Source organism: Chlorobiota bacterium, from assembly GCA_016700335.1.
In the GTDB taxonomy this organism is placed as follows: Bacteria; Bacteroidota; Ignavibacteria; order OLB7; family OLB7.
In genome coordinates this window covers 425,332-446,724 of sequence record CP065014.1, presented here as the reverse complement: position 1 = coordinate 446,724, position 21,393 = coordinate 425,332, and the positions used below count along the sequence as shown (strand labels likewise).

At 26.7% G+C, this 21,393-nt stretch carries 19 protein-coding genes; 8 read left to right on the top strand and 11 right to left on the bottom strand.

From position 1 onward, the window contains the following. Positions 1-40 precede the first annotated feature (40 nt). From IPP08_01785 to IPP08_01775, 3 genes are read left to right on the top strand one after another with little or no spacing between them, the layout of a single operon-like run. Entirely contained in the window at positions 41-1,720 is a 1,680-nt protein-coding gene (locus IPP08_01785; protein QQS66930.1) for an acyl--CoA ligase, read from the top strand. Between the two features lie 60 nt (positions 1,721-1,780). Further along, positions 1,781-2,095, top strand: a complete 315-nt coding sequence (locus IPP08_01780) for a lycopene cyclase domain-containing protein (GenBank protein QQS66929.1) — start codon at positions 1,781-1,783, stop codon at positions 2,093-2,095. Further along, positions 2,088-2,408 (top strand): lycopene cyclase domain-containing protein, encoded by a 321-nt coding sequence (locus tag IPP08_01775; protein QQS66928.1) that lies wholly within the window; start codon positions 2,088-2,090, stop codon positions 2,406-2,408. The genes IPP08_01780 and IPP08_01775 overlap by 8 nt, the downstream gene beginning before the upstream one ends. Here the strand turns inward: IPP08_01775 and IPP08_01770 are convergent. Beyond that, entirely contained in the window at positions 2,398-3,696 is a 1,299-nt protein-coding gene (locus IPP08_01770) for an aspartate kinase (GenBank protein QQS66927.1), read from the bottom strand. The two genes, IPP08_01775 and IPP08_01770, sit on opposite strands and share 11 nt — an antisense overlap. A gap of 98 nt (positions 3,697-3,794) precedes the next feature. Next, positions 3,795-4,520 (bottom strand): lipoate--protein ligase family protein, encoded by a 726-nt coding sequence (locus tag IPP08_01765; GenBank protein QQS66926.1) that lies wholly within the window; start codon positions 4,518-4,520, stop codon positions 3,795-3,797. A gap of 61 nt (positions 4,521-4,581) precedes the next feature. Between IPP08_01765 and xseA the strand changes: the two genes are divergently transcribed. From xseA to ribD, 3 genes are all read left to right on the top strand, one after another. Beyond that, on the top strand, positions 4,582-5,796 hold the full coding sequence (xseA, locus tag IPP08_01760) for an exodeoxyribonuclease VII large subunit (GenBank protein QQS66925.1): 1,215 nt from the start codon (positions 4,582-4,584) through the stop codon (positions 5,794-5,796). A 261-nt stretch (positions 5,797-6,057) separates the two neighbouring features. After that, positions 6,058-6,921 carry a hypothetical protein gene (locus IPP08_01755; protein QQS66924.1) on the top strand — a complete coding sequence of 288 codons (864 nt, stop codon included), beginning with the start codon at positions 6,058-6,060 and terminating at the stop codon, positions 6,919-6,921. 4 nt (positions 6,922-6,925) lie between these two features. Further along, positions 6,926-8,026, top strand: coding sequence for a bifunctional diaminohydroxyphosphoribosylaminopyrimidine deaminase/5-amino-6-(5-phosphoribosylamino)uracil reductase RibD (gene ribD, locus IPP08_01750; GenBank protein ID QQS66923.1), 1,101 nt, complete (start codon positions 6,926-6,928; stop codon positions 8,024-8,026). A 43-nt stretch (positions 8,027-8,069) separates the two neighbouring features. On the opposite strand, the gene IPP08_01745 is transcribed toward ribD, so the two are convergent. Both IPP08_01745 and IPP08_01740 read right to left on the bottom strand, forming a co-directional pair. Beyond that, a complete protein-coding gene (locus tag IPP08_01745; GenBank protein QQS66922.1) occupies positions 8,070-11,324 on the bottom strand; it encodes an ATP-binding protein in 3,255 nt (1,084 codons plus the stop codon). A 634-nt stretch (positions 11,325-11,958) separates the two neighbouring features. After that, positions 11,959-12,684 carry a rhomboid family intramembrane serine protease gene (locus tag IPP08_01740; GenBank protein ID QQS66921.1) on the bottom strand — a complete coding sequence of 242 codons (726 nt, stop codon included), beginning with the start codon at positions 12,682-12,684 and terminating at the stop codon, positions 11,959-11,961. Positions 12,685-12,823: 139 nt separating this feature from the next. Between IPP08_01740 and IPP08_01735 the strand changes: the two genes are divergently transcribed. Together IPP08_01735 and vanZ are read left to right on the top strand one after the other, a co-directional pair. Further along, complete coding sequence (locus IPP08_01735) at positions 12,824-14,347, top strand: NAD(P)H-hydrate dehydratase (GenBank protein QQS66920.1); 1,524 nt, start codon at positions 12,824-12,826, stop codon at positions 14,345-14,347. Next, a complete protein-coding gene (vanZ, locus tag IPP08_01730; protein ID QQS66919.1) occupies positions 14,344-14,742 on the top strand; it encodes a VanZ family protein in 399 nt (132 codons plus the stop codon). The genes IPP08_01735 and vanZ overlap by 4 nt, the downstream gene beginning before the upstream one ends. Before the next feature lie 28 nt (positions 14,743-14,770). Here vanZ and gap read toward each other — a convergent pair whose 3' ends face one another. The 7 genes from gap to IPP08_01695 form a co-directional block, all read right to left on the bottom strand. Continuing rightward, positions 14,771-15,766: a type I glyceraldehyde-3-phosphate dehydrogenase gene (gap, locus tag IPP08_01725; protein ID QQS66918.1), complete on the bottom strand. Its 996-nt coding sequence runs from the start codon at positions 15,764-15,766 to the stop codon at positions 14,771-14,773. A 276-nt stretch (positions 15,767-16,042) separates the two neighbouring features. Next, positions 16,043-16,690 (bottom strand): PepSY-like domain-containing protein, encoded by a 648-nt coding sequence (locus tag IPP08_01720; protein QQS66917.1) that lies wholly within the window; start codon positions 16,688-16,690, stop codon positions 16,043-16,045. 76 nt (positions 16,691-16,766) lie between these two features. Further along, on the bottom strand, positions 16,767-17,417 hold the full coding sequence (locus IPP08_01715; GenBank protein QQS66916.1) for a hypothetical protein: 651 nt from the start codon (positions 17,415-17,417) through the stop codon (positions 16,767-16,769). 38 nt (positions 17,418-17,455) lie between these two features. Continuing rightward, positions 17,456-17,863, bottom strand: a complete 408-nt coding sequence (locus IPP08_01710) for a Rieske 2Fe-2S domain-containing protein (GenBank protein ID QQS66915.1) — start codon at positions 17,861-17,863, stop codon at positions 17,456-17,458. 118 nt (positions 17,864-17,981) lie between these two features. After that, complete coding sequence (locus tag IPP08_01705; GenBank protein QQS66914.1) at positions 17,982-18,995, bottom strand: T9SS type A sorting domain-containing protein; 1,014 nt, start codon at positions 18,993-18,995, stop codon at positions 17,982-17,984. Positions 18,996-19,037: 42 nt separating this feature from the next. Continuing rightward, positions 19,038-20,561: a hypothetical protein gene (locus IPP08_01700; protein QQS66913.1), complete on the bottom strand. Its 1,524-nt coding sequence runs from the start codon at positions 20,559-20,561 to the stop codon at positions 19,038-19,040. Positions 20,562-20,620: 59 nt separating this feature from the next. Beyond that, entirely contained in the window at positions 20,621-21,190 is a 570-nt protein-coding gene (locus IPP08_01695) for an RNA polymerase sigma factor (protein QQS66912.1), read from the bottom strand. Positions 21,191-21,393: the final 203 nt, after the last annotated feature.

Below are 21,393 nucleotides of genomic sequence, written 5' to 3'. Positions count from 1 at the left end.
TATACAAACAATTACTTTTAATTTTTTATATTTTTGAATCATGTCAATAATTAGCGATAAAATTTCAAAAGCACAAACTGTAAATTCTGTTGAATTTAAAGATTTAGTTTCAAAATATTCTTCTTTAGGTGACTCACTTTGTAAGAATGCTTTAGAGTTTCATAACAAACCTTTTATTATAGATTACAATGAGTTCGGTATTAGGAAAGAGTTTTCATACATAGAATTTTCAATTATTGTTGGAAAGGTTAGCCAATACTTGAATAATAAAGGAATAGGAATTGGTGATAGGGTTGCAATTTTTGCTTACAATCATTGGGAAACAGTTGTTCAATATTTTGCTATTTGGAGTGTTGGTGCCACCGTTGTACCAATCAATTCTACTGAAGATGATCAACGCAATGAATATATTATTAAAGATTCTAATTCTAAACTAGTTTTTGTACGAAGTGAATTCTTAGAAAAAGTAAAATCAATTTTTAAAAATATTAATAAAGAACTACTAATTTGTGTAAGTGGTGAAAAAGATGTAGAGTATGATTTTTTTACTGATTTAATTTTAAATGATAATTCTAAGATTTTTCATCCAATCAGTAATCTTCTTAATCAAGAATGTATGATTGTTTATACTAGTGGAACTACTGGAAATCCTAAAGGAGTTATGCTAGCTCATGGTAATTTATTATCAGATTCAAAGGGTATTTCTGAATGTCATAAGATAAACAATTTAACAATAATGATGTGCGTTTTACCTATTCATCATGTTAATGGAACTGTTGTAACTATAGTAACGCCTATGTGTTCGGGGAGTACTGTTGTTTTAAATAGAAAGTTTCAAACTGGACTTTTCTTTGAAAGGCTTGCAAAAGAAAAAGTAAATATTGTATCAGTTGTACCAACTTTGTTAGCTTTTTTAATGCAAGCTGATATAGATATTAATAAATTCGATTTAACTAATTTTCAACATGTTATTTGTGGAGCAGGTCCATTAACTTGTGAACTTGCAATTAGTTTTGAAGAGAAATATAATTTAAAAGTAATACATGGATATGGGTTATCTGAAACAACTTGTTATAGTTGTTTTGTGCCAGTTGATTTAAACTTATTTGACCATAAAAAATGGATGAATAATTATGGCTTCCCTTCCATTGGCGTTCCAATAGCTCAAAATGAAATGGATATTCAAAATGAATTTGGGGAAAGTTTAAAAGAAGAAACTAAAGGAGAAATAGTGATTCGAGGGCATAATGTAATGCTTGGATATTACAACAATGATGAAGCAAATGAAAGTTCTTTTAAGAATAATTGGTTTAGAAGTGGAGATGAAGGTTTTTTCAAATTTGATTCTGATTCAAATAAATTTTTTTTTATTACTGGTAGACTCAAAGAACTTATAATTAGAGGTGGAGTTAATATTTCTCCATTAGAAATTGATGAAGTAATTAATTCCCATATTAAAGTAAAAGCTGGAATTACTGTAGCTTATGAAAATGATATTTATGGTGAAGAAGTAGGTGCTTTAGTTGATAAATTAGATGACTCATTAACTGAAGAAGAATTAATAGCATATTGCAGAGAACATCTTCCATTTCACAAAACTCCAAAAGTAATAATTTTCAGCAACAACATACCAGTTACTTCAACTGGGAAATACCAAAGAAATAAAGTTAAATATTTATTCAATGATTTTAAAAGTATTCAGTTTAAAGATCTTAAATAAATTTCATGTAATTAGTTTTACTATTTTAATAAATTAACTTGTGTATTTAAAAAAACTCAAATGACTTATTTTCAATTTCATTTATATTTTAATCTTCCACTGATACTTTTGTTACTGATTTTAAACCTTAAGAATATTGATAAGATAATATTAAAATGGATTGTTATTGTCTGTTTAATTGCATTGTCATTTACTTTTATTTGGGATAATCATGCCATAAGTATGGGGATTTGGGAATTCCCAAATGATCGAATTATGTTTAGAATATTAAAACTTCCAATTGAAGAAATTTTGTTTTTTATTATAGAATCAATAGTTGTTTGCCTTACAGTTTTACTATTTCTACCAAAAGTTAATTCCAAATTAAATGGATAATAAATTAAACTATATATTTCATCTTTTAGTATGGATGTTGCCAGTAATAATTGGACAGTGGTTTATTGCAAAAAAGATATTTTTAAAGAATATAAAAGCAATAATTTTACCAACAATTATTATAGGTACATATTATTCAATTGTGGATACAGTTGCAGTTTTTGATGGAATATGGTTTTTTGATTCAAATCAGATTCTAGGATTACATATTGGAGTTTTACCTCTAGAAGAGATTCTATTCTTCTACATTACATCCTTACTTGTTTCTCAAACTTTTATAATGTTATTACCTTCAAATAAAATTAAGAGTTAAAACGATTATGAATCTTAACACAAAGATTACTTGCATTTAAAGAATTGATAAATATGCTTAAAGATTTATTATTCGGTGAAACAAAATAAGAATATATTTCAATATCTTCTAATTCAGAAAAGATTATTGATATCTCTTTATTACTTAACATATTTGAAGCTACAACTGATAATATTGAACCTTGAATAATATTTATAATTTTCAAAGAATTATTTTCTAATTCAAAATTTTCTAATGGCAAAGAAGTTGCAATTTGTAATCTTTTTCTGAATCGATTACTCCATAACACAGGAACTTTCTTATAAATTGATTCAAATGTTTCAGACACATTTTCTCGAGCTGTAAAAAGTTCAAATTCAATTAGAGTTGCTTCAGTAATCAGTGGAATAACTCTTGCATTTGTTTCTTTATTCAAAGTTATTAAGCTACCAACATAACCAATAGATGTAATTGTTAATGGGATGTTTGCTCTTATTATTGGTGCTACAGTTCTTGGGTGAATTACTTTAGCTCCCAATTCAGCTAATATTTGTGCTGTATTGTAAGTTAAAGATTCAATTTTTTTTGCACCTTCCACCATATTAGGGTCTGCTGTAAAAACACCAGGAACATTTGTATAAATTCTAACTTCACGTGATTTGCAAAGCTCCGCAATTAATGTTGCTGTAAAGTCAGAACTCTCTCTTCCCATTGTTGTTACTTGTCCGTTTGCACCTCTTGATATATAACCTTCAGTAATAATAATTTGATATTTTTTAGTTAGAGGTATTAGAATGTTATCAACTCTTTCTTTTGTTAATAATAAATTAGGTGCTGCATACCTGAAGTTATCATCTGTAATTATAAAATCTAGAGCTGAAATGTACACATTTGATTTATCAGATATTTTTTTTATTAGGTTAGTGAATATAATTGAGGAAAATTTTTCACCATAATGCACTATCAAATCAAGAGTTCTATTTGAAAGTTCTTTAACAATTGATAATCCTTTTGATATATCTTTAATTTTAGCAATATATTCATTAAACTCAAATTCGCACTCATCAAATATATTTAATTCCTGAGCAATATCAATTTGATAATTTAAGAGTTCACTTATTTTATTATTTGCTTTGATTATATCTGTTAATGATAGATTGGCAATAGTTTCTAACCAATTTGTTACACCCTTTGAAGCACTAACCACTACAATAATGTTTTCGCTAAAGGATAAAACTTCACTGATTGCTTTTTTAATATTAATTGCTGAATCTAAAACAACTCCACCAAATTTTGTTACAATAGCCAAATTGATTTTTTACTTTATTTTATTTTAATTATAAAACTCTAAACAAAAAGAATACAATACTTTTTACAAGATTAAACAATTACACATTAATGAAATATCTAATTTACAACATCTTCAAAACCTTGTTTTAAAGAATTTGCAATTTCATTAAATTTAATATTATCCGAATTCAAAGTTTGTTTTATTGTAGCTGTTTTACTTTTCAATCTAAGTTTCATTTTATCTATACTAAGTTCATCATTATAACATGATAAACAATTAATCAAGTTTAAATGTTCATCTCCTATAAGTATCGAGCCATGTTGAAGTAATGTATCATCATACCTCCTTTGAGCAGATCCAACAATTTTTTTTCCATTCCATGTAAGCTCATTTAATGCCGATGAATTAAAACAACTTGCAGAATCATCAATTTTATATTCGGTTTTGAAATCAGGATGAGACCTAGAAAATTCTAGATTCTTAACACCATATTTTTCAAGTCCAATTTTAATTGCATTGTTAATCAATGCATAGGTCTGATGAAGAGTTCCATTTAAAATCTTCATTGTAATTGAATAAGTAATTTCTTCGGCATGTAAAACTGCTCTTCCTCCAGTTGGTCTTCTTATAATATCATAACCTAAATCATGTGCTTTGACTTCATTAATCTGTAATATATCTTGATGAGCTCCAAGTGAAATTGTGTAAGGTTTCCATGAATAAAGCCTAACTCTGATTATTGAATCAGTAGATGTTAATGTAGCATTTTGCTCATCTAACTTCATATTAATTTTACCTAGAAAGTCTTGATCAATTGTAAAAATAATTTTTTCCTCTTTCATGTTTCAAAATTAGTTTAAAATTAGCAAGTCTCATATTCTTATTTTTGTAATTCTAAATTATATGCTAACATTAAAGAAAATAAATAATGAACCTAATAATCAAAACTCAGATTTAAGTGTTTCACAATTAAATGCAGAAATTGGTAAGACTTTAGCTGGCATGTATAGTAATGGTGTTAAAGTTTTTGGTGAGATAAGTTCATGGAATAAACATACAAGTGGGCATAAATATTTTACTCTTAAAGATGAATCTTCTCAAATTAAGTGTGTAATGTGGAAAGATAAATCATTGAGTTCCGATATTCAAGAAGGTTCAAAAGTAATTGTTTCAGCAAATATTAGAGTATATTCACCTCGAGGAGAATATCAATTAGATTGTTTAAGTATAGAAATTATAGGTATAGGGGGTCTTTTTTTACAATATGAAAAACTCAAATCAAGATTGTTATCAGAAGGTTTATTTGATAATAATCTAAAGAAAGATATACCTCTTTATCCTAATAGAATTGGTGTAATAACATCTATAAATGGGGCTGCTTTTCATGATATACTAACAACTCTATCAAGAAGAATGCCGGTTGTTGATGTGGTTATACGTCCAACTTTAGTGCAAGGTATTGGAGCAAAAGAAGATATTGTGAATGCTATTATAGATTTTAATAAACTAAAGAATGTAGATGTTATTATTCTTGGAAGAGGTGGTGGTTCAGTTGAAGATTTGTGGGCTTTTAATGAAGAACTTGTTGCAAGAGCTATTTATGATTCAGAAATTCCTATTATTTCTGCTATTGGACATGAGGTAGATTTTACTATAGCAGATTTTGTTTCTGATTTAAGAGCTGCTACTCCAACTGCTGCAGCTGAATTAGCAGTAAGAAGCGTTGAAGATTTAAACTCAAGAATTAATTTTTATTATAAATCTCTTAATAAAAATATATTTAAGAAGATTGAAATTGAAAGAATTAGAATAAATAATTTGATTAATAGTTATGGAATTATTAGGGTTTCAGATCATCTTAGTAATAACATACAAAAAATTGATGAGTTAATAATTGAACTGGATAATAAAGTTAATTTAATTTTTGAAAAATTCAATATCAAAATTTTTAATTTAATAAATTCTCTGAATATTCTTAATCCTGAAAATGTACTTATAAGAGGTTATGCAATTTTACAAAAAGAGAATGAAATTGTATCTTCTACAAGTGAATTAGAAAAAGGTGATATTGTTTTAATTACCTTACAAGATGGAATTATAAGTTCAGAGATAAAATGATATTTGGAATATTTTACAAACAAACTTATTGATTTAATAATAGCAAAAAATTAAATTGTTTAAAATATTCTATCAATAAATTGTAATAGATATTGTTAATTATTATTTTTAATTTAATTCATTCTTTAAAATTATTATCCTAATTATTATTAATAAATAAGTATTCTAGAATTTACAAAATTTGTGTTTACTTTTGTAATTAGAACTAAATGGATTTAGAATTAATCACTAGCGTTACAATTTTAAATATTTAAATAAAATATGATTTCAAAAAAATTATTATGTATCTCAATATTAGTAACTACAACAATTATATTAGGTTGCGGGTCTTCAAATAAAATTGTTGATGTATCAAAATTATCTGTTGATAGGAATATTGAAATTACAGGACCTCAATTTAATATTTCATTCAATGATAGTAATGATTTTCAGTTGATTGTATCAATGGGAGGAGGAGGAAGTTCTAATTCTCCATCATTGAAAGCTTTATCATCGATTAAAGATATTGTATTTAATATCTATGATAAAAACAACAAGTTAATAAAACAATTGATTACTGATAACATTACAAAGTCCGGAATTCAGAATAGTGAAACTGGGAATACATCCTTAATGGGTTCTGCGGGAGTTGAATTTCCTAAATATAATATTACTGATTCTTTTATACCTTTTTATGCTGAAGCATATTTTAGAACTAATGATGGTGCATTGATGAGGAAAGCCACATTCCCAATGTTAAAGTTAAGTGGGAAATCTATTTCAATTAATATAACTGGCAAACCAGCATTTGAAGAATTTCATTTTGATGTTAAACTATTAAGAAATTTTGAAGAAACACATGGTGAATTTTTATCGACATCAGAACTTTATAGATTAGAAATTTTTGATTCAACAAACTCAAAAGTTTATTCAACATTTGAGGATAGATTTTTTGCTCCAATATTTAATAATGTTGAACCTATAAAAGTAGGGGAGAAAAAATTTCTTGCTTTTGATATTAAAATGAAGCATTATAAAACTGGTAAAAAGTTACCAGATGGGAATTATAGAGTAGAGTTTACAATACCTTGTAAACCAGAACCATACATATTTAAACAGATTATGTTATTAACAACTTTAAAGTAGATTAATGGATTTAATTCAAGATGAAATTTATATTAAAAGAGCTTTAGAACTTTCTGAACGAGGCAAAGGGTTTGTTAGTCCTAATCCTTTAGTTGGTGCTGTAATTGTAAATCAATCTGGCGAGATAATTGGGGAAGGGTGGCATAAACAGTTTGGTTCGAATCATGCGGAAGTGAATGCTATGAATGAATGCGGTAAGGATGACTTAAAAAGTGCTACTTTATACGTTACCCTTGAGCCTTGTGATCATTATGGAAAAACTCCGCCATGTACTGATGTTATAATTGAAAATGGGATTAGAAGAGTAGTTATTGCTTTAAGAGACCCAAATCCAATTGTAAATGGAAGAGGGATTAAAAAATTTAGGGAAAATGGCATTGAAGTAGTTGTTGGTGTGTTAGAGCAACAAGCTAAACTGATGAATGAATCATTCTTACATTTTGTTAAAACTTCTAATCCATTTATTACATTAAAAACTGCTCAAACATTAGACGGATTTGTTGCAATGCCTGATGGAACTTCAAAGTGGATTACTGGTGAATTGGCTTTACAAAGAGTTCATAAGCTTAGATCTTTTAATGATGCTATTATTATAGGTGGCTCAACTGCTATAAAAGATGATCCAAGTTTAACAGTTAGATATGGTATTGAATCAAGAATTCCAAGAAGAATTATCTTGGATCTAGATTGTGAGTTACCATTAAATCTTCAATTATTTAATGATGAATTTAAAGAACATACTTTAGTTTTTACTTCTGAAAAAAATATTAATTCCAATAATGCTAATTCAATTTCTGATAAAGGAATAAATGTACTTTCAGTTGGCTCAGATAAATCTGGATTAAGATTAGATGAGGTTCTATCAATTTTAGGTAGTATGAATTTAGCTTCAATTATGGTTGAAAGTGGAGGTTCTCTTGCAGCTTCTTTTATTCAAAATAAATCGGTAAATAAATTAATTTCTTTTGTATCACCAAAACTATTTGGTAAGGGTATTCAGGTTTTTAACGGTATTGAGACAATAAGTATTGATGATGCTATTAAATTTAATATACATAATACTGAATCGGTTGGTGAAGATATTATGGTAACTATGTATCCATAAAAATAATTTAAAGTAAGTATTATTTTTTAGCTTTACATTTATTTTAAATTAATAATGATTCTGTTTTTCTGTCTTGATTAATCATAGATTCTTCCAGTTTATTCTTTAATTCTTCATCATAAGGTATTGATACTAAACTAAGTTTTAGTAATTTTTCTGAATTTTCAAAATCATATTGTTTATTCAAGATATTAACTAATGAGATTGTTGTGTTCCTAATAGAATTTTCAAAATCTTCCCTCATAGTTTCAAAAAACTGAGAATATAATCCAGGGAAAAAGACTTTATCACCTATCATTTCTAAAGCTGATGCTAAAGATTTTATGGCAATTAAATTATTATTTTCTTTAATAGCTTTTTTTGTTTCCTTTAATAATTTGTAAATATCAACTATATCAATATGCACATTAGTCATATTAAACATAATTGATTCTCCTTCTTTAATTGCCAAACAATTCTCAGAGATTTGATCATTTAATCTAAATCTAATACTTCTCATCATTGTCTTTGCAACAATTGGATCATTTTCTTCTGTAATTATTTTATTAAAATCATCTAATTTTAATTTTGAGCTTAGAATCTCATTTATTGCTATTACAGCAATGGCATGCTTCATACGCTCTCCACGAATTTTATTTACTTCAGAATCTGGTTTTGCAATTGATATATTCCCAATCAAAGTAATTCTAAGTTTAGATTCTATTGCTTTTTTTGATTGTTCTTCTTTATATTTTGCCTCTTTTGATTCTTTAATTAAGTTCCTATACTCTACTAATTTTCTTTTTTGGTAATGTTGTTTGAATTCAATTATCAAACACTCTAACTGAAAATAAAATTTCTTTTCATAAAATAAATCTGCAACTTGCCTTGCTAATCCTTGGGTAATTAACCCAAACTCCTGTATAATTTCAGGTTCTCGTTCTATCCATTTTTCTAAACAACGTAATATGTAAAGTTTATCACAAATTATTGGAATTGTAATTAAAGGCTTATTGAAATTTGAATAAATATATTCTTTAACTACACTATCAATTTTAATTAGACCTGTTGTGCACTTTGCTAAAGCTAACATTTCAGGATTTTCATGCAACTTATTTTCTTCAATATAGTTAATTACCTCATTAAAAGAATTATCTAATAAACTAAATCTAAGTCTTGTTTGTGCCGTTATTCTTTTAAAATCAACTCTATATCTTTCCTTAAATAAACTAAATATATTTTTTTCGTTTCTAAGGAATAACACATTTGTTAAAAATCCCCAAGTAGATGCTTCAAGTGAAACATCAAAGTTAAATGCATCATCCATTAATTTAATAATATTATCCCAATTTTCACCTAATAATGATAATGATTGATGCTTAAAAAGTAGTATAGCATATAAATCAATATTTTCAAGCTGTAAAATTGAATTTTTAATACTTATATCAAAGCTTATTACTGATTTTTGAATTTCAAGTATAGTATATAGAAATTTTGCTATTGTAAAATTCAGATCTACACTTTCTATTGGGATAATCATTTTATTAAATATTTGTAACTTTTCATGAATATCATTTTTAGTATATAAATTAATAAGTAAGATATAATATTTTATATTTCCCAATAATTTTAAATTTCCAATTCTATAAATATTTTGGTTGAAAAATTCATATTCTTTTAACAATTTACCTATTGAACTTGAATTAGATTGATATGATCTAGTAAAGATAACAAAGAGCTCCACTATAATATTTATATAAGAATCTTTTAGTCTAATTTCTGGATAATTAATTACTAGTGATAATATAATTTTTAGTTCTTGATTTATGTCTATATAACTATAGGTAGAATTCATTGAAATATATTTTATTGCTAAAAGACTAAATCTTAATTCAATAATTTCTAAATCATCATATATATAAGTAAACTCTATTATTTTCTCAATCTCTTTCTGACATTCTAAAGTATATAAATTTTTGTTATGATAAAATTGAATTATCTTAACTTTCACATTTAATTTATCTTTTTCAATTGTAGTTAAATGAATTATTAACAATTGATAAAGTTTTTCAATTATCACAATAAAAGAATTATACTTCCAATATCCATCATTCATTTGATAACTAAAAAGTTTGAAAAATTTATCAAAACACTTAATTAATTTATCATATTCAACTTCAATTTTAAATTCCCTTGTTGCCAATGAATTCAAAGGAACATATGAATATATTGGAAAATCTTTACTAAAGAGATTTAACAAATATGAAGGCTCAATATTTGTAGATTTCAGTAAATAATCATGTAATAAGGAGTGTGTGAATGTAAGAGGAATAAACTCACTCATTATGAATCCAGGTAATGGGTTTGATTTTCGAGTAGAATTAACTATTAACCCCAAATTTTTTAATTCATTTAAAACTTCATCAGCATCATTAATTAATTCTCTTACAGATTCAATAGCAAACACCTCACCTAATTGAGATATTTTTTGTGCTTTTTCGAGTAAATTAATATCCATATTAATTGTAAACCCAATGATAACTGAGTTTGTAATTCTCTTACAATAATCTTTTAACAACAAATCATCGCAATTTAATTCACCAATATTTCCTTGATAACTTATTTCATTAGTTCTTTTTAATTTTAATATTAATGAATGAATAACTAATGCATTTCCAAATGTTTCTTCTAATATTATTTTTAATTTACTAGAGCTAATTTCTTTATTTAAAATTTTATTAAATATTTCTCCAACTTCTAACTCATTTAAATTCTCAAAGATGATTTCTTCTGTTTGCCTTAACTCAAATATGCTTCTAATTAAATTGTCAATTGGTCGGGATAAAAGTATAATTGGCAATGTTTCATCCTTTAAAGCTTCTTGGAAATTTAACAATTCTTTTTGTGACTCTTCATTCAATAAATGTATGTCCTCAATTACTACTACAAATTGCTTCAACTGGCAAAGTCTTCTAATTGATGAAACCAATTCAATTAAATTTCCTTTAAGTGGAATTTTTATTACATCTTCAATTTTTTTGTTGTTTAAAGCTGATGCCATTAATTCTATTATCGATGTAACTCCTTCTGGGAATAGTTTTATATGAATAATAGTATATCCAGATTCTTCAAGAATTGGAGTTATATGTTTGATAAATGAGGTTTTGCCAACCCCTGCTTCTCCTTGAATTAAAGCTATTTGAAGTGTTTCAGATTGTTGTGTTGTTGTTAAAAAACTAAGAATTCTTTCTAGAATAGTTTCTCTTCCAACAAAGGGTAACATTCCAAATTCAATGAAATTTTTTTGGTGTATTGTCATATTATTTTAAACAAAATTAAACTATTCTTAATAATTATTGAAATAATTTGAAATTGAAACGCTGGTACATCAAAATTAAAACGTTGGAACATTATATTGTATACACTAGAATTTAAATTTTGATTTGCATGGATTTAAAATATATTAACTTAGATTATTATATAAATACTTAATAGCTAAATATTCTAAATTTCATTAAAAAGTTTTGTCCACTCTATAAGATTATAGATTTAGCCCTTGAACAAAAATAATTCACTTCGTTCTTTGAAATTAAAAAAATTCAATCAAATTTAGCTTATTATCTCTACAAATTCATTCAAATTTTAACCCTAAAAGTACACCCTGAACAAATAAAATAATCTTCAATTATTCACCCAGTTTTCATCTAAATTATAAAATCAATCAAATTTAGAATCCCTATATTTTAACACCCAAATTGCATTGATAAAACTAATTTTTATGTAAATTTAATTGGAGATTATTTTATTCTTTTATTGATTTAATTTAGTTATTTACAACCCTTTCTAAAGAGTAAATAATTCACAAACTCAAAAAAAAAAGTTGATAGAAAATTTTCTATCAACTGTCTTTTTTTATTTAATTCAGAATAAATAAATTCATAATTATCATTTGTTCAATCTTTGAAGCTACTATCATTAGTAATTTTTTGAAAATTTTCATTTTGATTATACATTGGAATTACTTTCATTCTTGCTGCTTTATTTCTTAAAAAATATCCCCCAACAACGCCAGCAACAAATCCGCCAATATGTGCCCAGAAGGCAACTCCAGATGCAATTCCTCCTAAAGCCCCTAAGCCATTAACAAATTGCATTGCTCCCCATATTCCTAGAAAGTATAAAGCAGAAACATCACTCATTCCAAAACCATATCCTATCCAGAGAACCTTTACTCTATTCTTTGGGAACATTATGATATATGCACCTAAGACTGCCGAAATTGCACCACTTGCTCCAACGCAAGGAAGGTTACTACCATGGTTAGTCATCAAATGAGCAAACAATGCAACTATTCCACCAATCATATAAAACAAAAAATAAAAAAAGCTTCCCATTACTTTTTCAATATTATCTCCAAACCTCCATAAAAAAACCATATTACCCAATAAGTGCATTATTCCTCCATGTAAAAACATTGAAGTTATTATTGTAAAAAATTTTTGGTTTTGTTCGATTATACTTGGGACAGCTCCAAAATTCATTATAAAATCATTGCTTTTTTGTGGATCACCCATTAAAGGAAATTGTAGCAATGCAAAAACTAATAAATTTATTACAATGAATGAATAATTTACAAAGGGTAAACCTCCAACAACATTATCATCTTTTATAGGTATCATTTTTAATTACAAAATTATTAAATATATCTTTAATTCTTAACTTATGATTTTTTTTCATACAAGTTATTTACATACTAATATATACAACTTTTTACTAACTTTATATTAAGAAGTAAACTCAATTATTTAATTTTGATGCATGAAATATTTAAATACAATTCAAAAATCAAAAGAAATAGATTCTAATCTTATAAATGATTATGGTTTGTCTTCAATTACATTAATGGAGAATGCTTCAAGAGGTGTTTTTGATGAATTAGCTAAAGTTTTTCCTTCTTTAGAAAATATTAAAATACTTATTATTTGTGGTAAAGGGAATAATGGTGGAGATGGTTTTGCATTAGCTAGACATTGTATAATTGCAAATATGAATGTTGATTGCATTATGTTACATGATGAATGGGATTTAACAAAAGAATCACTTTATCAATTTACAATCCTTAAAAATTTGTATTCTGATAAAATTAATTTTCATAATAAAAAGATTAATGATCAAGATTATGAAATTATTATTGATGCAATTTTAGGTATTGGTGCAATTGGAAATTTAAATGAATTATATTCTGACATTATTACTTGGGCGAACAATAAGAATTGTTTTAGAATTTCTATAGATGTTCCAACTGGTTTGAATGCTGATACTGGTTTAATATTTAATGAGATTTGTTTTAAAGCAGATTTAACAATTACAATGGGTTCTTACAAACCTGGTTTATTTTTTAATCTTGGTAGAATATATTGTGGGAAAGTGAAAGTAGTTCATATTGGAGTTAGTGATTATTTTTTCAAATCTAATTTGGTTTTATTAGATAAAGAGATTGCCTCTAATGGAATAGAAAAATTTTCACCTACTCAACATAAGTATCAGCGTGGTAAAACAGTTATAATTGGCGGATCTATAGGTATGAGTGGTGCTGCTTCAATAGCTTCTGAAGCTTCATTAGAATCAGGTGCTGGAATTGTTTATTTGATAACTCCATTTGGATGTAATACGAACCATAGAAACGAAATTATTTCTTTTAATTTAAAAGCAAATTTAAAAGGTACATTTGAAGATCAACCATTCAGTTCATATTCTGATTTACTTGATTCTGCTAAATCATTAGTTGTTGGATGTGGCTTAGGTAAAAGCGAAACTCTAAAGAATTTCATTTCTGATTTATTAATTAATTCCAAAGTTCCAATTGTTTTAGATGCAGATGGACTTAACGCGTTTAATGAAAACCCAGATGAAATTTCGAAACATAAATCGGAACTAATTATTACACCTCATCATAGTGAAATGTCACGTTTATTGAAAATACCTACTGAAGAAATAGCTATGAATCCAATTGAAATTGCAAAAATTTCTTCTAAAAGATTTCATTGTATTACTGTTTTAAAAGGTGCTCCTACAGTTGTTGCGGATACTAATGGTTTCGTATATATAAACTCAGTTGGTAATTCATCAATGGCTACAGCTGGATCTGGTGATGCTCTTGCGGGTGTTATTGGTTCGTTGGTAGCTCAAAATAGTGGCAATGCTTTCAACTCAGTACTAACTTCAGTGTTTGCACATTCTTTTTCTGGTGATTTATCACTTAATTTTAAAGGGACCAAATCAGTTACAACTTCAGATATAATTGCAAATTTATACAAAGCTTTCATATACATTTCAGAATGAAATTAAAACAATATTTCAAGTTCCATTCTCCAATTATATTATATTGTTCATTAATATTTGCATTAAGTTCACAATCAAATTTGCATCCCAGTGGAGTTTTTGAGATTTGGGATAAGTTAAACCATTTTGGAGCATATTTTTTAATGATGCTATTTATGTTCATTTCTTTTAGAAATATTTTTGTAAAAAAATCTTTAATTAAAATTCTTTTAATTTCTTTTATTGCAACTTCTATATTTGGAATTACAGATGAACTTCATCAATATTTTGTTCCTAACAGAACCTGTGATTACAGAGACTGGTTAGCAGATTCGATTGGAAGTGGATTGGCAGGAGTATTAATATATTTGATTTATAAAAGTAGAATAAAAAAAGGATTAGATATTAATTCCTAATCCTTTAATAAATAAAATTACTTTCAAACTACAAACTTGAAATTTTTTCAACAAGATCTACAATGCGGCTTGAGTATCCGAACTCATTATCGTACCAACCAATTATTTTAATATGATTTCCAATTACCATTGTACAATCTGCATCTAAAATACAAGAATGTGGATTTCCTATAATATCAGATGAAACTATTGGATCTTCAGTGTATTGAAGAATATTTTTCATTGCTCCATTTGCTGCCTCTTTAAATTTTGCATTAATTTCCTCCTTAGTAGCAGATCTTTCAAGAATAGCCGTAAAATCAGTTACAGAACCATCTGGAGTTGGAACTCTCATTGCCATACCATCTAACTTTCCTTTAACTTCAGGTATAACTAACCCTAATGCTTTTGCTGCACCAGTTGAAGTTGGGATAATGTTTACTGCTGCTGCTCTAGATCTGCGTAAGTCTTTGTGAGGCAAATCTAATATGTTTTGATCGTTTGTATATGAATGTACTGTTGTCATAAAACCTGATTGAATACCAAAATTATCCATTAAAATTTTTACCATAGGTGCTAAACAATTAGTAGTACATGAAGCATTGGAAACAATTTTTGACTCAGATGTTAATATATAATCATTTACTCCAAGCACAACTGTAGCATCCATTTCGTCTTTAGCAGGTGCTGTTAACACAACTTTTCTAGCTCCTGCATTAAGATGTTTTGTCAAACTTAATCTATCTGTAAAAACTCCAGTAGATTCAATAGCAACATCTATTTCTCCCCATCCAATATCTTCAATTGTTTTTGATGATGAAATTTTAATTCTATCTCCATTAACAATTAAATCATTTCCATCAACTTCAACATCCCCTTTAAAAAGACCATGTACGGAGTCGTACTTTAACAAATGTGCAAGTGTTTTTGCATCAGTTAAATCATTTATTCCCACGAAATCAAACTTATCTTTGTTAGCTATTGCGTGACGAAAAACTAGGCGACCAATACGACCAAAGCCGTTAATTGCTATGCGAATTGCCATTAAATTTGTAAAAAAATTATTGTTGTAAAAAATATTTCTTAATTATCTTTTCTTGAATTGCAAAATTACAAATTGAATTTTAATAATAAGCAATTGATTCTAATTCATTGAATATTAAATATATTTAAAATTCAGTTTTACTTTCACTATGAGAATTTAACTTCTTTTTTATGTTTTCTAAAAATAATTTTAGTAAAAAAAAGACGAATTTACTTACAGAAGTAAATCCATCTTTATTTATTACCAAAATTTTAAATAGTCATTATAATTTTGAGATTATCTTCTTCTCAATTCTTTTTTTTCAAGTAAATTTCCTACAGAATCATAAACAAGCTTATACCCTGTTCTATCTCCACCAATAATTACTACTTCATAATTAGAGATTCCTTTAATTACATCATTCACAATTTCCAAATGTTTAATTGTATAACTTGAGTATTCTAATTTGATTTTGTCAGAAATAACCACCGGAAGTTTGTCTATTCCTACATGAGTTTCAATAGTTAACAAAATTCCACTTAAATTAAATATTGCTTCAGTTTTCAAACTATCAGTTGTAGTAAATCTTGCTGAATAAGTTGTATCACGTTTACTCCATTTTGGTGTTATTCCAGGATATTTGACAGTAAAATTATCTTTGATTATTTGGGGTACTAATGAATCTGGAATACCCATACATCCATTATTTAAGCTATCTCTACCTGGACAATGATGTCCTCTTCTTCCTTTACCTTTATCTTCAAATCCCTTTTTTTCATAATGACCATAATCTAAATTACTATTTGAATCTTGGAAATCTGAAATCCAAGAATTTTTATCTAATCCATTTTGATTGTCTGTTGATAATACACTTTCTTGACATCCAGTTAAGAATGCACCTCCCAATACGAGTGCTGAAAGCACCGCTAATAAATTTGTTTTCATTGTTGTTTTTTTTGTTAAGTTTATTTGAGGAATTCTATATTTGAACAGTTGTAAACAACTGACAAATTGTAAAATTTTATATTGAAAAATCGAAAAGTCCTAATTTTATTCCAACACTAAATGACAAGCCTTGATTTATATTGTTTTCAAGAACTTTAACATCATTACCAATTATTGTTGAGTATCGATAATTTGTTCCTATATAGAACTTTGCATATTTTATTAAATTGACTTCGGCATTTGCTCCTGCTTGTAAAATCAAAAGATTGTTTTGTTTTAATGATCTATTTTTAAAATAATGATCATTATAATCCCACATATCATCTTCTAAATTTGCAGAATCTAATGAAACTCTACTTACTCCAGCCACCACAGGAAATGAAAAGTGAATAAGGTTATCTGGGTTAATTGTATATTCTATTTTACCACCTATGAATTCACTTCTTACTAATAATGGGCTAACGTTCGTTGGAGAATAATTTTCTGAAATACTTCTTAAAAAAGTTCCACCAAATGCTATTCGCTTATTAATGGTAATCATTATTGATCCAGAAGCAAAATTTGTAAATCCTCCACTAAGTTGACCCAATTGATATTCTGGAGATACATAAATCCCAATTGTTTTAATTGATGAAAAATCAATTAATGTTTCTGGTTTTTCTTGTGCACTTAATTTTTGGCACATAATTCCTATTGCGATAAATATTATCGCTAAATAAATTTTCATAGTTGTTAAGTTGTTAAGTTTGGTAAGTAAATTACTTTTTAATAATATACTCTTAGAATTGTTCCATTAAGTAATGTTTTATAAATTGTTAAACCACTACTACCATTTTTATTGGTTCCTTTACCTGTCAAATCAAATGTTGCTCCATGAGCAGAACATATATATTGATTCTTAGACTTATCGTACAAAACTTTTTTTTCATTTTCATGAGAACAAATTACAGTAGCAGCATAAAATGCTCCGTCAATTCCTTTTGAAATAACTACACCATTATATATTAAATAACTGCCATTTGTATTTAAACTTTTAAACTGATCTTGATTTAAGTCAATCGTGAAATCAATTTCTGTAGGTGCAGTTGAGCTAGAACACGATTCCAAACATCCTACTGCTAAAGTTAAAGCTGCTCCTGCTCCAAGTTTCATTAAAAATTCTCTTCTTTCCATTTTGTTTGGATATTAAGTGAAATCAGTCTCGAGTTTCTGATTCAAATTAATATAATTTTATCTGTTTGTTTATTTCGTTTGTTAAGTACTTTTAAATAACAATTTCTATTCACAAATTTTATTTTGATATAGTCATCATTTTACATTGAGTAAAAACTCCATCTTTATTTTTAATCTTTAGCTGATAAACATAATTTGTTATTGGTAAACCAAGTAATCCAAAATCTATTTTGATACTATGTTTTCCAGCATTTAAAACTCCTTTATTTATTTCAGTTAATATTTTACCAGATAAATCCCATAATTGAAGGCTAACTTCTCCACTATTAATTAAATCAAATGGAATTGCGGTTTCATTCGAAAATGGATTCGGTACATTTTGTTCTAATTTAAAATATCCCCCAGTTTCTGGTTCATGATTTGCAAGACCCGCTGTGCTTTTCCCTGCTCCCTTAACTGTTACTTCTAAAGTTCCATTATAACTTCCATCTGAATTAACTGTCAAAGTTGAAATTTGAAAATTGTATCCGTCTGAAAATATTCCATCTTGTGATGGCAATGTTGCATCAGGACCTTTCATATAAAATGTTGGATTATCTGTATACAATTTATTTTTAGCATCAACTGGGAATGTCAATTGAGATACAGCTGAATAAACTGAACTAACATAAACTTGAAAATGTATATGACATACTCTTCCATTATACCATCCCGGAAAATTAGTAATAAAATTTACTTCACCATTTAGATCTGTAAGTTGATATCCACGATTAAATGTTTTACCAGCTTGTCCAGCATTCATATTATTGTCATACCCAGAGTACAAGCCATCTTTATTGCAATGCCAAATATTTACTCTTAAATTTTGCATTGGAAGGCAATTATCAAAACCAATAATTCTAAGTTTTAAATTCAACTTTACGCCAACTTGATCTTCCCTAATATCTTGTCTAAAATAAAAATTATTTGCACTCAAATCTAATGGGAAAGGTCCAGCAGTTTCGCTCGGTATTAGTACACAATTTGGATTTGTTACTTGATTTGCATTAGCTATATTTTGAATTACATCAGTTGATATTAACGAACCTGCACTTGCCAAACCAGCTACTTTAAGAAAATCACGTTTATTCATTTTTATATTTTTAAAATAATTTAATATTATTTTTTCGAGAACTTAAAATTTTATATCTGCTCCTAAACTAAATCCAATTTTAACAGGTGTATGAATTGGACCATCCATTTTTCTTTCTAATTTACCTGGCATTTTAAAATCTACATTTGGCTCATCACTAAAAGAATTTACTGTGAATTCTGGTCCTAAAATCAATTGTAAATTTCTTAACGGTTGATAAGATATTGTAGGGGAATATTTTACACAAAGTCCATAATTTGTAATCCCAAGCAATATTTTATTTTGCAATTCAAAGAAACTTAAATTTGAAATTGGAACAAACGAATGTTGAACAAAAGCTCCATAAAAGTTTACTGAATTAACTTTTTGAACAGATGAATCTTTACCCTTAAAAAGCATTGGAAAAGACTCTTCTCCAAACTCTGCACCTGCTTTCCAATTCGAATTGATAATATAACCAGCTGATAATGCCAAATTATTAATTGAAGAAGTATTAATATTTTTCCTTTCAAATTTTTCTCCAGTAATTACACCTTCAAAAATTGTTCTTATTCCAAACATCCATTTTTCTTTATTAATAGTTTTACTTTGTAACATTTTATCTTTTAAATTTTCATCTACTATTAATGGCTCTATTTTTTTGAATTCTACAATTTCCTTTTTATCAATAAAAGTTAATTCTCTGTTAGAAGTATAACCTAAAACACTTTGTGGAATCATACTATTTATTTCAATTTGCTCAATCACTTTTTCATTTGAACTTTCAATTTCTTTGCTTTGATTTAATAAATTGTTTGATTTATTATTTACAATATTTTTATTTTTTTTAATGGATTTAATAACAAAACTTTTGTTATCTATACTTGAATTATCTTTAAAATTACTTGATAAACTATTAAACTTATCATCTCTATTTTTAGTAATTCCGAAACCTTTAGCATTTAATTTTTTATGATTTTCATTTAAAAAATTACTCTGGAAATTTTTATCAGTTATTAAATTCTTATCTACTAAAATATTTGGCGGTTCAACATTTTGATTGATTCTATCTTGATTTCCATTTTTATCAATTAAACTTGAACCTGATAATTTTTCATCCTCAACAATCTGATTATTCTTATAATGATTTGGATTCTCTTTTACTGGTATTGTATTGTTTAATTTTCTAGAACTAACAAGATTTGAATTATAAGATTCCCATAAAATTAAACTTGTTATTGCTGATGATAAAATGGCTAATAAAATTATAGCACCAAATCTTTTTTTCTCCTTTATTGTATTCTCATTTTGTTTTAAACCGTTGTAAACTAAATTCTCTTTTTCGTCTTTACTACTTATAATATCAATTGAATTGGTACTATAACCTAATGTAGAAAAAAGTGATTTAGTAACAGCTTCTGGGGGAACTCTATTAATTGAGTTTGATTGTATTGTTTCTCTCAATTTCAATGATGCACGAAGTTCCAAACGCATTTCATCATTATTTGAAAGTTCATTAAATAATGCCATTTCTTCTGGCTCAGTTAACAGACCATCAATGTACTTTTGTATTAAATTACTACTCATATTATTAGTTAAAAAACAATTTTTTTTAAAGAAATTAAAACAAAAGTAACAGTCAGAATTTATGATTTATTTAAATCTTGGATATAAGGTTGTAATATTTTTACAATTTTTTCTCTTGATCTTACAGCTAACATTTTTGCATTAGATAAAGACAAATTGCATAAATCAGCTATTTCCTGAAAAGACATCATTTCAAATTCCCTTAGTACAAAAACATCCCTATATTTATCATCAAGTAAATCAAGAGCTGAGAGGATAAGATTGTATAACTCTTCTTTTTCATATTTATTATCATTCACTTGAAAAACATCTAATTCATCTATATCTCTTATTTCCTCTCTTATTTTCTCTTGATTTGATAAATGCTTATTTCTGGCAATTCTAATTATATACTGCAAAGGTTTTTCTATAACTGTTTTTTTTATAGCATCATGAAATCTTATAAAAGTATCTTGGAATAAATCATTTGCTTTATCTTTATCACCTGTGCAAGCTCCTACACAATAGCTGTACAATGGTTTTGAAAGCCTTTTATATATCTCAGTAAAAATTGCTTCCTTATTTCCATAATCTTCGCTCATCATTTTTATAAGCTCAATTTCTGTTGTATTTTTAAATTGACTGTTCATTTATTTTAGAAACATACTTTATTATAATGACCATGTATAATTAGAAAAAGATACAAAACTAATTCTGAACAAGTACTTTAATAGTAAACTAATTTCATCTTTAATTAATGACTTGTTATCTAATTAAATAGATACAATTTTAATTTAATTTTATTTGATAAAACAACAAAGCTTAATTTGATAAATTAAATTTTTTTGATTAT

What these genes read in the sequence shown, in the direction of transcription:
- IPP08_01710 (QQS66915.1), bottom strand. Translation starts at nt 17,863, where the DNA reads ATGGAAAGAAGAGAATTTTTAATGAAACTTGGAGCAGGAGCAGCTTTA.
- xseA (QQS66925.1), top strand. Translation starts at nt 4,582, where the DNA reads ATGCTAACATTAAAGAAAATAAATAATGAACCTAATAATCAAAACTCA.
- IPP08_01720 (QQS66917.1), bottom strand. Translation starts at nt 16,690, where the DNA reads ATGAAAACAAATTTATTAGCGGTGCTTTCAGCACTCGTATTGGGAGGT.
- IPP08_01765 (QQS66926.1), bottom strand. Translation starts at nt 4,520, where the DNA reads ATGAAAGAGGAAAAAATTATTTTTACAATTGATCAAGACTTTCTAGGT.
- ribD (QQS66923.1), top strand. Translation starts at nt 6,926, where the DNA reads ATGGATTTAATTCAAGATGAAATTTATATTAAAAGAGCTTTAGAACTT.
- vanZ (QQS66919.1), top strand. Translation starts at nt 14,344, where the DNA reads ATGAAATTAAAACAATATTTCAAGTTCCATTCTCCAATTATATTATAT.
- IPP08_01775 (QQS66928.1), top strand. Translation starts at nt 2,088, where the DNA reads ATGGATAATAAATTAAACTATATATTTCATCTTTTAGTATGGATGTTG.
- IPP08_01695 (QQS66912.1), bottom strand. Translation starts at nt 21,190, where the DNA reads ATGAACAGTCAATTTAAAAATACAACAGAAATTGAGCTTATAAAAATG.
- IPP08_01705 (QQS66914.1), bottom strand. Translation starts at nt 18,995, where the DNA reads ATGAATAAACGTGATTTTCTTAAAGTAGCTGGTTTGGCAAGTGCAGGT.
- IPP08_01740 (QQS66921.1), bottom strand. Translation starts at nt 12,684, where the DNA reads ATGATACCTATAAAAGATGATAATGTTGTTGGAGGTTTACCCTTTGTA.
- IPP08_01785 (QQS66930.1), top strand. Translation starts at nt 41, where the DNA reads ATGTCAATAATTAGCGATAAAATTTCAAAAGCACAAACTGTAAATTCT.
- IPP08_01780 (QQS66929.1), top strand. Translation starts at nt 1,781, where the DNA reads ATGACTTATTTTCAATTTCATTTATATTTTAATCTTCCACTGATACTT.
- gap (QQS66918.1), bottom strand. Translation starts at nt 15,766, where the DNA reads ATGGCAATTCGCATAGCAATTAACGGCTTTGGTCGTATTGGTCGCCTA.
- IPP08_01745 (QQS66922.1), bottom strand. Translation starts at nt 11,324, where the DNA reads ATGACAATACACCAAAAAAATTTCATTGAATTTGGAATGTTACCCTTT.
- IPP08_01735 (QQS66920.1), top strand. Translation starts at nt 12,824, where the DNA reads ATGAAATATTTAAATACAATTCAAAAATCAAAAGAAATAGATTCTAAT.
- IPP08_01715 (QQS66916.1), bottom strand. Translation starts at nt 17,417, where the DNA reads ATGAAAATTTATTTAGCGATAATATTTATCGCAATAGGAATTATGTGC.
- IPP08_01700 (QQS66913.1), bottom strand. Translation starts at nt 20,561, where the DNA reads ATGAGTAGTAATTTAATACAAAAGTACATTGATGGTCTGTTAACTGAG.
- IPP08_01755 (QQS66924.1), top strand. Translation starts at nt 6,058, where the DNA reads ATGATTTCAAAAAAATTATTATGTATCTCAATATTAGTAACTACAACA.